The organism is Hymenobacter seoulensis, from assembly GCF_054780535.1.
Window position 1 is genome coordinate 653261 of the sequence record NZ_BAAGWD010000001.1, and the last position, 13968, is coordinate 667228.

9 protein-coding genes are annotated in these 13968 nt (G+C 54.9%); 2 read left to right on the forward strand and 7 right to left on the reverse strand.

Annotated elements, in window-relative coordinates; all coding sequences use genetic code 11:
• Window positions 1-54: 54 nt before the first annotated feature.
• From ACYVHC_RS02905 to ACYVHC_RS02935, 7 genes are all read right to left on the reverse strand, one after another.
• Window positions 55-1146 carry an agmatinase family protein gene (locus tag ACYVHC_RS02905; RefSeq protein WP_460612163.1) on the reverse strand — a complete coding sequence of 364 codons (1092 nt, stop codon included), beginning with the start codon at window positions 1144-1146 and terminating at the stop codon, window positions 55-57.
• Between the two features lie 139 nt (window positions 1147-1285).
• Entirely contained in the window at window positions 1286-1924 is a 639-nt protein-coding gene (locus ACYVHC_RS02910; protein ID WP_460612164.1) for a chemotaxis protein CheC, read from the reverse strand.
• Between the two features lie 60 nt (window positions 1925-1984).
• The gene (locus ACYVHC_RS02915) at window positions 1985-3613 is read right to left on the reverse strand and encodes a chemotaxis protein CheA (protein ID WP_460612165.1); all 1629 of its coding nucleotides are present in this window, start codon (window positions 3611-3613) and stop codon (window positions 1985-1987) included.
• Window positions 3610-4692, reverse strand: coding sequence for a CheB methylesterase domain-containing protein (locus tag ACYVHC_RS02920; RefSeq protein ID WP_460612166.1), 1083 nt, complete (start codon window positions 4690-4692; stop codon window positions 3610-3612). The genes ACYVHC_RS02915 and ACYVHC_RS02920 overlap by 4 nt, the downstream gene beginning before the upstream one ends.
• A gap of 72 nt (window positions 4693-4764) precedes the next feature.
• Window positions 4765-5148 (reverse strand): response regulator, encoded by a 384-nt coding sequence (locus ACYVHC_RS02925; protein ID WP_460612167.1) that lies wholly within the window; start codon window positions 5146-5148, stop codon window positions 4765-4767.
• 52 nt (window positions 5149-5200) lie between these two features.
• On the reverse strand, window positions 5201-5728 hold the full coding sequence (locus ACYVHC_RS02930; protein WP_460612168.1) for a chemotaxis protein CheW: 528 nt from the start codon (window positions 5726-5728) through the stop codon (window positions 5201-5203).
• Between the two features lie 69 nt (window positions 5729-5797).
• On the reverse strand, window positions 5798-10150 hold the full coding sequence (locus ACYVHC_RS02935; RefSeq protein ID WP_460612169.1) for a HAMP domain-containing protein: 4353 nt from the start codon (window positions 10148-10150) through the stop codon (window positions 5798-5800).
• A gap of 330 nt (window positions 10151-10480) precedes the next feature.
• Here ACYVHC_RS02935 and topA point away from each other — a divergent pair, with 330 nt between their 5' ends.
• Window positions 10481-12949, forward strand: a complete 2469-nt coding sequence (gene topA, locus ACYVHC_RS02940) for a type I DNA topoisomerase (RefSeq protein WP_460612170.1) — start codon at window positions 10481-10483, stop codon at window positions 12947-12949.
• A 128-nt stretch (window positions 12950-13077) separates the two neighbouring features.
• On the forward strand, window positions 13078-13962 hold the full coding sequence (locus ACYVHC_RS02945; RefSeq protein ID WP_460612171.1) for a DUF4846 domain-containing protein: 885 nt from the start codon (window positions 13078-13080) through the stop codon (window positions 13960-13962).
• The last annotated feature ends 6 nt before the right edge of the window (window positions 13963-13968 follow it).

The following is a 13968-nucleotide window of genomic DNA, read 5'->3' on the forward strand; positions in this document are numbered from 1 at the left end:
AGAGCGAATTTCTCTCTTCTTCGGCTGCCTCCCACCTTGTGCAAGTGTAGCACCTTATTTCTCCACTTCAATGGCCTTCGTGCGTCCTTGCGAAACGCCCATCCAGTTGGCCATGTGGTACAGCAAGCGCGCTCCTACAATGGCATTCCACTCTGTATCGCCGGGGGCTACTTCGTTCAGGTCGCAACCGATAATAGTGCGGCCCGAGCGTACTACCATCCGGATCAGGTATAGAGCTTGCTCAAACTCCAGGCCGCCGGGAACGGGCGTACCCGTGCCGGGGCAAAGCTTGGGGTCCAGCCCGTCAATGTCAAAGCTGAGGTATACCTTCTGCGGAAGCTGGGCAATAATCTTTTTGCACTCCTTCTTCCACGACTTACCGCCAAGCATTTCCGCCTTCAGAAACCGGTCGGCGAACAGGGCCACGCGGCCGTTGCTCTGCTGAATGAACTCTGCTTCCTGCTGGCAATAGTCGCGGATGCCCACCTGCACTAGCTTCTTCACCTGCGGCAGCTTCAGGGCATTGTACATGATGGAGGCATGCGAAAACTCAAAGCCCTCGTACGCGGGGCGCAGGTCGCAGTGGGCATCAATCTGCAGAATACCGAACTCTTCGTGGCGTTCCGCCAGCGCGTGCAGATAGCCAAGCGGCGTGCTATGGTCGCCGCCCAATACTACTACCCCCTTGCCGGCATCAAGCAGAGCACCGGTTTTCTTTTTAAGCCACCCTAGCAAGGCCTCACCGCGCTGGTTCAGGCGGTTGGGTACCACCGAGTAGGTAGCGTGGGTTTCTTCGGGCTCTCCCTCTTCCAGCCACCCAATGTACTCTTCCGCCATGGGGCGTAGCTCCAGGCTTTCGGCGGCTATTTTGGCATCCGGTTCTTCCATGGCCAGACCCATTTTCCAAGCGTCTGGCAAATCTGGGTCGTACAAATCAACCTGCAACGATGCCGTCCGGATAGCTTCCGGGCCTGCAGCCGTACCAGCCCGATACGATACCGTTACTTCCCATGGTACAGGTACAATAATTACCTGCGCTTCAGCAGGCGTAAATGGCAGCCCAAACACGCCACCGGCAGTGTCGCCGAGGGCGTTTGGGTCAAAATTGGCGAGTTTTTCTTCCAGAGAAGAAGCTGAAGTAGCCATACAAATGAAGTGAGAGGAGAAGGAATGAATGGACCAGAAACGGCAGTGGCCCCCGCACCTCAGGTAGTAGCGCCATTCTGGCGTACTACCTGGCGTCAGGAGCCACTACAAAGTGCCCGGAACCGTGGCGTTGACAAATTTACGAACCGGCCTGCTGCCCGCCCATAAAATCGTAGGTACGGATAATGTCCAAAATCTTGTCGAACGTGTCGCGGTCAAAGAAGATCATCAGGGGCAGTTCTACAGAATTTTCTTTATCCGAGAACTGCGTGACTACCGAGAAGATAAGCGGCTGCACCATGGGGCGGTTCAGGAGCAGGCTGTTCAGGGCCTCGGCCATATCGCCGCGCGGATGCTTAGGTGGCGCGCCATAAATGCTGGCCTTCAGAATATTGGCCAACTGGGTTACCAGCGCTCCGGTAATTATATTGCTGATTTCCAGCAGCAACGACTCCTGCATCTCATCGATTTGCGTGGAATCGGAAGTATTCATGCGCAGACACACGCGCGAAAGCCGCTGCACGTGTTGCCCTGAGAAAAACATGAGGGTCGTGCCGTTGAAGTCGCCACGAATATCGGATTGGATGATGACGTGGCCTGACTGCAGGTCGCGCACCTTTTCTAGGATAGTTTTACCGGAAACAATATCCAGATTGGGCACTTCCAGCAACACCTTCTCCTGGGCGATAACCGCGAATGAATCGGCGGCGCGAGCCAGTCCGATATTCAGGATTTCGCGGATTATATCCCGCTCCAGTTCCGTCATGTGCAAATCCATAGGAGTTATTTGAAAGAGCAGCAAGCCGAAGCCGGCCGCTACAGGTCTGCAATACGTGAATTACGGTCGTTTGGCTAGAAACAGTCGAGTTAACGCGGGTACATCGAGCACCAGGCACACTTGCCCGCTACCCAACAGCGTAACGCCGCCAAACAAGTCAATGGTATCCAGCGGTTTACTCATTGGCTTCACCACAATATCCTGCTGCCGCAGGAATCGATCAACGATCAGGCCCAGCCGGCGGTTACTGTAGTTGACAATGATGATATCCTGACGACCGGTAAGGTCTTCTTTGGTGGCAGGCGCTAATTGCCCGTCGCCGTTGTGGAGCAAACGGCGCAGCGAAACCACCGGCACGTTTTCATCCTGCACCCGCGTCAGCAGCACGCCGCCGACTACGTTAAAATCCCGTGGCATCAAGGACACCACCGAATCGGTGTGCATAAGCGGAATAGCGTAGCTGCGCTGGTCAAGCTCAAACAGCAGCGCGCCTTTAACCGCAATAGAAGTGGGCAGCACTAACGAGAAGGTCGTGCCTTGCCCTAGTACGGACTCTACTCGCAGCTGACCGCCTAGTGAGTCAATGGCAATCTTCACCACATCAAGGCCAACGCCCCGGCCCGAAATTTCAGTTACCTCGCTGGCCATGGAGAAACCCGGCTCAAACAAGAAAGCCTGCACGGCCTCATTGTTCAGGGTTCGGGCAACTTCCGCGGATACTAAGCCCCGCTCAATGGCTTTGCGGCGCACACTGGCTACGTCAATGCCCCTGCCGTCGTCGCGCACCTGAATAAGTACATCGTCGCGCTCGGCTTGGGCTGAAAGTGTGAGGTGACCTTGTTCTGGTTTGCCGGCTGCTTTTCGTTCTTCGGGTGTTTCCAGTCCGTGGCCAATAGCGTTACGCACCAAGTGCAGCAACGCATCGGTAATGATCTGCAGAATATTCCGGTCAATCTGAATGTCTTCCCCAACCACCGTCAGTTCTACATCCTTCTTCTCGGTATTCGCAACGTCTCGTACTACCCTCGGAAATTTATTAAACAGAGAACCCACCCCTACCAGTCGCGCATCCATCACGCTGTACTGCAGCTCGTCGGCAATACGCGAAAGATGGGTTGCAGCCGTCATCAAAGACGGGTTGCCGATTTCCTGAGCTAGCGTCAGAACCCGGTCACGGTCAATGATCAGCTCTCCTACTAGGTTAAGCAAATGGTCAAGCTTGCGAATCTGGATGTACACCAGGTCGGAAAGCTCAATTTTACGCGTGGCGTCTTCCTCTTCTTCCTCCGCTTCTAAGTTTGGTTCTTCTCCCCGTACCAGAAGGTCGAGGTTTTCCATCAGCCGATTTACCTGGGGTAGTTCCTCATTAGCACCAACGGCCCGGATCATTTCCCCAATTGTATCAATGCCATTGAAGAGCACTGGTACAACGGAGCCAGTAAAGGCTTTCTCCTTGCTGCGAATCAGCCCGAAGATGGTTTCCATGTGATGGGCCAGCTCGCCAATGGGGTTGTAGCCCATTGCCCGGGAGTTGGACTTGAGGTTGTGCATGAGCCGGAACAGCTCATTCAGCGCAGGCTCATCCGTGGGGTTGCGCTCCAGCTCACTAATGTGGCGGCTCATGGCGTCGTAATACTCGAGCGCCTCAGCCATGAAGATTTCGCGGTACTCTTGCTCTCTCGATTTCATCGTGCGGTTACCGATTGAGAAAGCGAAGAAAAGCGACCTAGCAGCCCCGCTTTATGCGGTTGCGCGTGGCGCACAATGTACCCGGCAATATCAGATAGTGGTAACACAGCATCAGTGTTGCCTGCAGCAACAACCGCTTTGGGCATGCCAAAAACTGCTGATGAGGCTTCGTCTTGTGCTACTACCACCCCGCCGTGCTGACGAATAGTACCGGCTCCTTTTGTACCATCTTGGCCGAGACCCGTTAAAACCACACCCAGCACATTACGGCCTGCAGTGCGGGCTGCTGAGTGCATCAGTAAGTCGATTGAGGGCACATCGAGGGTCGTTTCGTTGGCAAATAGCGTTTGCCAACCCGGCCACGGACTGTCTGTCACTGCGCTCATCACCATATTCTGCCCCCCGCGTGCTACTATTACTTGGCCGGCCTGTAACCGACTTCCGTTGGTTGCAGCTACTACGGGCAGGGCACTAGCCCGGCGCAAGCGCTCAACTAATGACTCCGTAAAATGCTCGGGCAGATGCACCGCCACCAGCACCGCCCATGGAAAGGTAGCAGGCAAACCCCGCAGAATAGCGGCTACGGCCGGAGCGCCCCCGGTTGAGCCACCCAGTACCACTACGCCTTTAGGCTGCAGGGGAAGAATCGTTTGACGGATTGTGGGTATATGAGCCTTTGGGGCGACCAGCTTGGGCCGGACCGCCAGCAGTTTTCGCTTTAGCAAGCGACGCCATTCGGCCAGTTCGGTTCCGGCTACGGGGGCGGCGGTTATGTAGTCATACACCCCTAGGCGGGCTGCTTCGCGGAGCATGGCCGGTAGCGGAGGCCTAGTGCTGTATAGTAGTACAGGAACCGGGAACTGACGCTGTAGTAACTCCAGGCTTAGCAGAGAATCTTCCCCCACGAGCACTACCCCCGGCCGTACCTTACGCGCTAATGCCGGCAACTCCTTTACTGACGCAGCAATGCCGGCCACAGACAGGTCTGGGTCCGGGCTTAACAGCCGCATCAGCTCTGCCCGCACGAAGGTGGGCAGGGTGCCAAGCAGTAACGTAAAAGGAGGGGCTAAAACGGACACTAGAGTGAAAACGCGTATTGAAAAACCTCGCGCCACCTAACAGGGCTACGGGGCGTAAGCAAAGCAGTGGTACTAGGAAGGCTCGGAGTCAGACTCTTGCAGGGCGCTGGTTACAATCTCTAGTACTTTCTCTTCAGAGAAAGGCTTGACGATGTAGGCAGTAGCACCACTTTCCAACGCTTCGTTTACAATTACTTCCTGCCCAACAGCTGAGCACATTACTACCTTCACATCTGGCTGCTCTTGGCGGATGCCTTTCAGTACATCAAGGCCAGTGTTATCGGGCAAAATAACATCAAGTGTAATCAGGTCGGGCTTAGTAGCTAAAGCCATTTCCATAGCCTGCTGCCCATTGGCTGCTTCTCCTACCACCTCGTAACCGGCGTCGGTAAGCATATTCTTAAGCATCGTACGCATGTAGAAGGAATCGTCGACGATGAGGATGCGGTTTTTCATGAAGAAAGCGGAATGCAGAATGAGGAAAAAGGAGCTGAACAGTACGTCTGAACTACGCTTTTGTACGGGTGCTGGTAGTAGAAGATTCCGCTTTGGCCTGTAATAGCATGATTTCAGACGGCGAGAGCAGCTTCAGCATATCTAGAACAACAATAATACGGCTCTCGACCTTGGCAATCCCTTCGATATACTTGTCATGAATATTCATGTCCTGGATAAATTCCGGGGCCTTCTCAATAATAGACATCGGAATGGAAAGGGGTTGCGGTACCTCCCGCACCATAATACCGATGGTATAATCCTTGGCCTCAATAGCCATAGTGTAGGAAGTAGAGGGCATTTCCTCTCCTCCGGGCCGTAGCTGGAACCGCTCTTCTAAGTCGATGACAGCAATAATATCGCCGCGCAGGTTAGCAATTCCCTTCACGAATGACGGCGTTTTAGGCATACGGGCAATTTCGGGGGTAATAGTTACCTCCTTTACTTGCTCGATGCGGATGCCGTACTCCTCTCCACCCAGCCGGAAAACAATGAGCTGGATAATCGGATCCTGTTTGACGTTCTTTTCTGACTCAGGCATGCCTGATATGATAACGCAAGCACCAAGGCCACAACTCTATGTTTGTGGCCCTGAGCTCAGATACAAGACTTATTGAGCTTTGCTTTTCGTGCGCCGAGCCTTGGGCGCTTCCTTGGCAGCAGTTGCAGCATCTGATTCAGTAGCCGCCTTTTTGGCAGCGGCCCGACGGACACTACCCTTCCGGACTTCCGCAACTGGCGCTTGCTCCTGAGTGGTAACCTCTGGAGTGCCTGCTTGCTTGGCCCGTCGGGCAGATTTGCGGGCGGGAGCCACCGCAGCTTCAGCTGCAGCAGTAGCCCGCCGATTTTGGCGAGTAGTAGCTGCCGTTACTGGTGCGGGAGGGGTTGGAACCCCGCGGCGGGCTAGTACCCGACGACGAATTGGCTCCGGCTCTGGCTCCGGCTCTACGTCTTCCATCAGCTGGAATGCAGACAAACCAAGTTGCAGGTCATCGGCAATATCCGTCAGGTTCTGGCTGCTGGTGGTCAGTTCCTGCATGCTCGTGGAGAGCTGCTTGGCCGTGCCTGCTACCTGCTGCGTACCCGATGCTGTTTGCTCGGCAATAGCTACTACTTCCTCTACGTACTTCACTACGTCGCCAATCGAGGTCTTTTGCACCTCGGTAGCCGTCAGAATGTCGCGAGAAGTGCGTAGCGTTTCACCAGAGCTGGTAGCAATGTTCTTAAAGGCCGAGCTGGCTTCGAACGTAGCGTTCTTCCCTTTTAACACTCGGCCTTCCATGGTGCTGATAGCCGATGCTGCAGAGGTTGTATCCTTCTTTACGTCTTCTACCAGGGTAGCAATTTCGTTCGCTGATTTGCGCGAGCCTTCGGCCAGCTTGCGAATCTCTTCGGCTACTACCGCAAAACCACGACCGGCTTCCCCGGCGCGGGCTGCTTCAATAGCAGCGTTCAGTGCCAGCAGGTTGGTTTGCGAAGCGATATCGGTGATTACGCCCAGCGATTTGCTGATTTCCTGCGAACGGGTACTAAGTACTTCGATGGTTTTAGAAGTCTGGGCGGCAGCTGAGCTGATTTCCTCCATGTTCTTCACCACTTCCGCTACCGTCTTCAGACCAAGCTGTGAGGTTTGCTCACCCAGGATTGCCGCTTTAATACCGACATCGGCTTTACCAGCAGTTTCCTTAGTGGCCTGCATGATTTCTTCGATCAGCTTAAAGGCCTGATCGGTCTTGAGAGCTTGGTTTTGAGCACCTTCCGCCATCTGTTGCATGGCCAAGGCCACGTCAACCGTAACCCGGCTCATCTCCTGCCCTTTCACCACCATTTCCTCCGACGACTCCCCTACAATCTGCGACGACTCGTTGATTTCGCCGAGCAGTTCGTTGAGGTTATCTACGGCAAGGTTCAGAGCGTCAGCCATGGCACGAATGTCGCCGGTGGTCTGAATCTCTACCTGTTGCGTCAAGTCACCTTCCGAAATGGCACGTACCACGCGGCTTACTTCCAGTACCGGCGAGGCAATGGATTCGATAAGACCGTTCAGCGTGTCTACCAGTTCTTTCCACGAGCCCGATACGTCGGTTACCGTGGCCCGCTCGGTCAGTTTGCCTTCTACCCCTGCAACCTTGGCTACGCGGCTAACTTCCACGGCTAGTCGGTTCAGGTCGTCCACCATTCGGTTAATGGTTTCGGCCAGTTCTGCTACCTCGCCTTTCGCGTCAAGGGTCAGTTTCTGGGTCAAGTCACCTTGCGATACTGCTGTTACTACCTTCACAATGCCTCGTACCTGCGTTGTCAGGTTTGCAGCCATTGTGTTTACGTTGTCGGTCAGGTCTTTCCACACGCCCGATACGTTCGGCACATTGGCCTGGCCGCCAAGGCGGCCTTCGGTACCTACTTCCTGCGCCACGCGGGTTACCTCACCAGCAAACACGTTCAGTGAGTCCACCATCACGTTGATGTTGTCCTTCAAATCCAGCAGTTCGCCTTTAACGTCTACCGATACCTTCTGGCTCAAGTCACCGCGGGCTACCGCGGAGGTAACGTTGGCAATGTCTCGTACCTGAGAGGTCAGCGAGGCCGCCATGGTGTTTACGTTGTCGGTTAGGTCTTTCCAGGTGCCACGTACGTTGGGTACTACGGCCTGGCCACCAAGGCGACCTTCCGTTCCTACCTCACGCGCTACACGGGTTACTTCGTCGCCGAACGTGTTCAGCGAGTCCACCATCTGGTTCAGGTTTTCTTTCAGCTGCAACAGCTCGCCGCGTACGTTAACTGTCACCTTCTGGCTCAAGTCGCCGCGGGCTACGGCGGTTGCTACGTTGGCGATGTCTCGCACCTGAGAGGTTAGGTTCGAGGCCATCGTGTTTACGTTGTCGGTAAGGTCTTTCCAAGTACCCGAAACGCTTGGCACATTGGCCTGACCGCCCAGAATACCTTCCGTACCTACTTCACGCGCTACGCGGGTTACTTCGCCAGCAAAGATGTTGAGCGAGTCCACCATCTGATTCAGGATGTTTTTGAGGTCGAGAATCTCGCCTTTTACATCCACTGTCATCTTCTGGGTCAGGTCGCCTTTTGCTACGGCGGTTGCTACGTTAGCAATGTCTCGCACCTGAGAGGTTAGGTTCGAGGCCATCGTGTTTACGTTATCCGTCAGCTCCTTCCAAGTACCGCCTACGCGGGGCACACTAGCTTGGCCACCTAGGCGGCCTTCGGTACCTACTTCACGCGCCACGCGGGTTACTTCGTCACCGAAGATGTTGAGCGAGTCCACCATCTGGTTGAGGATGTTCTTAAGCTCCAGGATTTCTCCTTTCACATCCACGGTCATTTTCTGGCTCAAGTCGCCGCGGGCTACGGCCGTGGCCACGTTAGCAATGTCTCGCACCTGAAGGGTCAGGTTCGAGGCCATGTAGTTTACGTTATCGGTCAGTTCTTTCCATACGCCCGCCACGTTTGGCACACTAGCTTGCCCGCCGAGCTTACCTTCGGTACCTACTTCCAATGCTACACGGGTTACTTCGCCGGCGAACAAATTGAGCGAGTCCACCATCTGGTTCAGGTTCTGCTTCAACTGCAGCAGCTCGCCCTTTACATCTACCGTTATCTTCTGGCTCAAGTCGCCTTTTGCTACGGCGGTGGCTACGTTAGCAATGTCTCGTACCTGTAGGGTCAGGTTCGAGGCCATGTAGTTTACGTTGTCCGTCAGTTCCTTCCACACGCCCGCCACGTTCGGTACCGAAGCCTGGCCGCCAAGGCGGCCTTCGGTACCTACTTCCTGCGCCACGCGGGTTACTTCGCCAGCAAACAGGTTAAGCGAGTCCACCATCTGGTTCAGGTTCTGCTTCAGCTGCAGCAGCTCACCTTTCACGTCCACCGTAATCTTCTGCGTCAGGTCACCTTTTGCTACGGCGGTTGCTACGTTGGCAATATCCCGCACCTGAAGCGTCAGGTTCGAGGCCATCGTGTTTACGTTGTCCGTTAGCTGCTTCCATACGCCACCCACGTTTGGTACACTAGCCTGGCCGCCGAGCTTACCTTCAGTACCTACTTCCTGCGCCACGCGGGTTACTTCGCCTGCAAACAGGTTGAGCGAGTCCACCATCTGGTTCAGGTTCTGCTTCAACTGAAGCAGCTCGCCCTTTACATCTACCGTAATCTTCTGGCTCAGGTCACCGCGGGCTACGGCGGTGGCTACGTTAGCAATGTCTCGCACCTGAGAAGTCAGGTTCGAGGCCATGTAGTTTACGTTGTCCGTCAGTTCTTTCCAGATACCACCTACGTTTGGTACACTGGCTTGGCCACCTAGTTTACCCTCCGTACCTACTTCCTGCGCCACGCGGGTTACTTCGCCGGCGAACAGGTTCAGGTTATCGATGGTTTTGTTGATGGTTTCGGCCATGACTTTGAAGTCACCGGACACCGGAATCTGGAAGGTTTCATCCAGGTTTCCTTTGCTGATGTTCTTCAGTACTTTGCCTACTTCCAATACCGGAACGGCAATGCTGTCAACGAGGCCGTTGATATTGTTGATCATGTCGCGCCAGAAACCGGCGGCATTATCAGCGGAAGCACGGGCTTTGAGGTTACCCTCTACCCCAGCCACCTTCGAAATGCGCGACACCTCGCCGCCTACCCCACCAATCATCTCCACCATGGAGTTGTAGGCTTCGGCTATTTCAGCGAAGATGTCGTCGTTCTGTTTGGTTAAGCGAACCGAGACGTCGCCTTTTTTAAAGGCGTCGAGCGCATACAATACGCGGTTAAGCTGATCATTTACATAATCAGAGTCCTGGGCGTAATGCATAGAATCAGCGGCCCCACGCTTGCGCGTCAGGTTGTCATTGGAACGCGTAGGCGTTCCATTGCCGTTGATAGCTGCGTCAACAGCCGATTCAAGAGTATCATCCGTGGCGTTTGCCGGGCGGGTGGTTTTGGGCGTCTTAGCTGATGCCATAAACTGCAGAGTGGTGGCGAAACCCCGAAAGCGAGGCGATGCACAAACGGAACCTTGAAAGGCATGGTTCCAGAATAAGCAAAGGTAGCAGATAGAGGCATTTTGACGCCATACTTCCTGAAAACTTCGTCAAAATCACTAACCCGCGGAATCTGAAGTGGTTGCTGCTCTGGCAGGCCAAACCTGCTACCTTATTATAAGGTGTAGAAAGTGCATATTGCTGAGCAACTCATGGTACGCCGGATTATTCCAGCATCTTTGCGGCAAAATTCAACTTTTGCGCTGCCCTGACCGTTTCCTATCGAAACAAGCCTAGCGTATCCCACCCCTATGGTCAAAAATTTAGTCATCGTCGAATCTCCGGCCAAAGCCAAAACTATAGAAGGCTACCTGGGCAAGGACTTCATTGTCAAGTCTAGCTTTGGCCACGTGCGCGACCTGCCCAAGGATAACAATGCCATCGACATTGCCAATGGCTTTAAGCCCACGTATGTAGTTTCGGCCGATAAACGTGAGATAATCAGCCAGTTGAAAAAACTGGCCAAAGAAGCAGACACCGTATGGTTAGCAAGTGACGATGACCGTGAGGGCGAAGCCATTTCCTGGCACTTATCGGAAACTCTGAATCTGAATGATAGCAAGACGCGGCGGATTGTCTTCCGCGAAATCACCAAAAATGCTATTCTCAACGCTATTGCCTCACCCCGGGAAATAGACCTGAATCTGGTGAATGCCCAACAGGCACGCCGCGTGCTTGACCGCCTAGTGGGTTTCGAATTGAGCCCAGTACTCTGGAAAAAAGTAAAGACGGGCCTTTCGGCCGGCCGGGTACAATCGGTAGCAGTGCGGCTGGTTGTAGAGCGTGAGCGGGAAATCAGCCACTTTAAAACATCATCGGCGTACCGCGTAGTGGCTAAGTTTGACGCCGGGCGTGGCGCGGTGCTGGAAGCCGAACTGCCTACCCGATACAAAACCCGCGAAGAAGCTGAGGCCTTTCTGGCGCGTTGTGTTGGCGCGGCCTACCGCATTGAGAACCTGGAGAAAAAGCCTGGCAAACGCAGCCCCGCTCCGCCGTTTACCACCTCTACTCTACAGCAGGAAGCTTCTCGGAAGCTAGGCTTCTCGGTAGCTCAAACCATGAGTGTAGCGCAGAAGCTATACGAGGCGGGCAAGATCAGCTACATGCGCACGGACTCCGTGAACCTGTCGCAGGACGCACTGGCGGCGGCAAAAGACGCCATTACGGACGCCTACGGTGCTGAGTACGCCCACACCCGACAGTTCAAAACCAAGTCAGCCTCGGCTCAGGAAGCGCACGAAGCCATTCGCCCCACCGACTTCGCTTTGGTGAAAGCGGGCTCCGATTCGCAGGAACAGCGTCTGTATGATTTGATCCGGAAGCGGGCCCTCGGCTCGCAGATGGCCGATGCTGTGATTGAGCGCACCGTGGCTACTATTGGCATCAGTACGCAGCCGGGCGTTATCCTCACGGCAACCGGCGAGGTTATCACGTTTGAAGGCTTCCTGAAAGCGTATGCCGAGTCGAAAGACGAGGATGAACAGGACGGCGAATCGTCGTTTTCGCGGGGGCTGCCGCCGCTGAGCGTGGGCCAGGAACTACCGTTGCAGCAACTGCGAGCTACGGAGCGCTTTGCGGCGCCGGCGGCGCGGTACACGGAAGCTTCCTTGGTGAAGAAAATGGAGGAAATGGGCATTGGTCGTCCTTCTACTTACGCTCCTACTATCAGCACGATTCAGAAGCGTGGCTACGTAGAAAAAGACACGAGAGAAGGCAAGGAACGCAAGTTTCACGTCTTGACGCTGGAGGGCGACGCGGTGAAAACCGAAGTGAAAACCGAGACTTACGGTGCTGATAAAGCCAAGCTGTTCCCAACGGACACGGCCATGGTTGTGAACGACTTCTTGGTTGAGCACTTCCCCGTGATTGTCGACTATCAGTTCACAGCAAAGGTTGAGGACGAATTTGACCGCATTGCTGATGGGCAGGAGCTCTGGACCGATATGCTGGCGGGTTTCTACGGCACGTTTCATGAAACAGTGGAGCGTGGCCAAGATATTGAGCGTAGCACGCTGGGCAGCAACCGCGAAATCGGGACGCACCCGGAAACGGGCCAGAAAATTACGGCGCGCTTAGGTCGTTTTGGACCGTATGTTCAGATTGAACCGAAGGAAGGCTCGGAGGAAAAGGCCGTGTACGCCAGCCTGCGGAAAGGCCAGTTCATCGAAAGCATCACGGTAGAAGAAGCCCTGGAATTGTTTAAGCTGCCCCGCATAGTAGGCCAGTTTGAGGACAAGGACATGACGGCTGCCTTAGGTCGGTTCGGGCCCTATATCCGCCACGACAGCAAGTTCTACTCGCTCACCAAAGAGCAGGACCCGCACACCATCACGGCCCAGGAATCTGTTGACCTGATTGAGGCCAAGCGCAAAGCAGACGCCGAGCGGCTTATCAAGGAATTCCCGGAAAACCCTGAGATACAGGTACTCAATGGACGGTTTGGGCCGTACATCGTGGCAGGCAAGAAAAACGTGAAGATTCCGAAAGGCGAAGAGCCGGCTGATCTGACGTTAGAGCGTTGCTTGGAACTTGCTGCCGCTACCCCCGACAAACCTGCTAAGGGCGGACGATTCGCCAAAAAAGCCGCTCCGGAAGCCAGCGAGAAAGCAGATACGCCGGCGAAAAAAGCAACTGCCGCCAAGAAGCCCGCTGCTAAGAAACCAGCCGCCAAAAAGGCTACTGGAACTACGGCCAAGAAGGCAACTGGCAAGGTTAAATAGATTTCTTACTATATTTAGTGCAAACGCCTCTACTGTGCAAGTAGAGGCGTTTTTTTATGATAAATTACCACGTACTAACTAGCTGATTGCTACGTTTCATTAGCTGATTACTATACTGTATTTTCTGTATGAAATTGAGAAGTGTATTAGGGAGGTTTGGTGCCGTTTGCGGCCTAGTACTTGGAGGTGATGCAGCCGTTTCATTTCCGCTTGCTCCTACTCCACCCAGTACGCCCGCTTACCGCTGGCTGCCGGCTGGGCAGTACAACTCGCGCCAGACGGTGGTGGCTCGTTTTACTGTGCCCAACGGCTACCAGCGGGTTGCGGTGCAGCCCGGCTCCTTCGGGCACTGGCTCCGTTTCCTGCCATTGCTGCCCGCTGGCACGCCGGTTTCGCTCTACAATGGGCAGCCCAAAGACCGCCAGGATGTGCATGCGGCTGTAGTGAACCTGGATGTAGGTACTCGTGACTTACAGCAGTGCGCCGATGCCGTCATCAGACTGCGGGCGGAGTACCTCTTTAGCCAGAACCCCGACCTAGTACATTTCCACCTTACCAGCGGCCATGACATTCGGTTTCAGGATTGGTACCAGGGCACAGGCTTCCAGGTGAAGGGCGAAAAAGTACTGCCTGCGGTACGGCCAAAAGAAGCGCCTACACACCCAACGTTCCGGCGCTACCTCGACCAGATCTTCACGTATGCTGGCACCTTGTCGCTGAGCCGGGAGCTGACGCCGGTACCTCTGGCCGCGGTGCAGCCCGGCGACGTGCTGATTCGGGGCGGCTCGCCGGGCCATGCAGTGCTGGTGCTGGATGTGGCTACGCAAGTTGGCACGGGCCGCCGCATTGCGCTGCTGGCCCAAAGCTACATGCCCGCTCAGCAGATGCACGTATTGCAGAACTTGTGGGATACCACTGGCCTCGGCGCCTGGTTTCTGCTCGATCCTACAGCCAGCCAAGTCAGCACCCCGGAATGGACGTTTCGGCGGCAGGAACTGGGCCGGTTTGAATAACGCAGC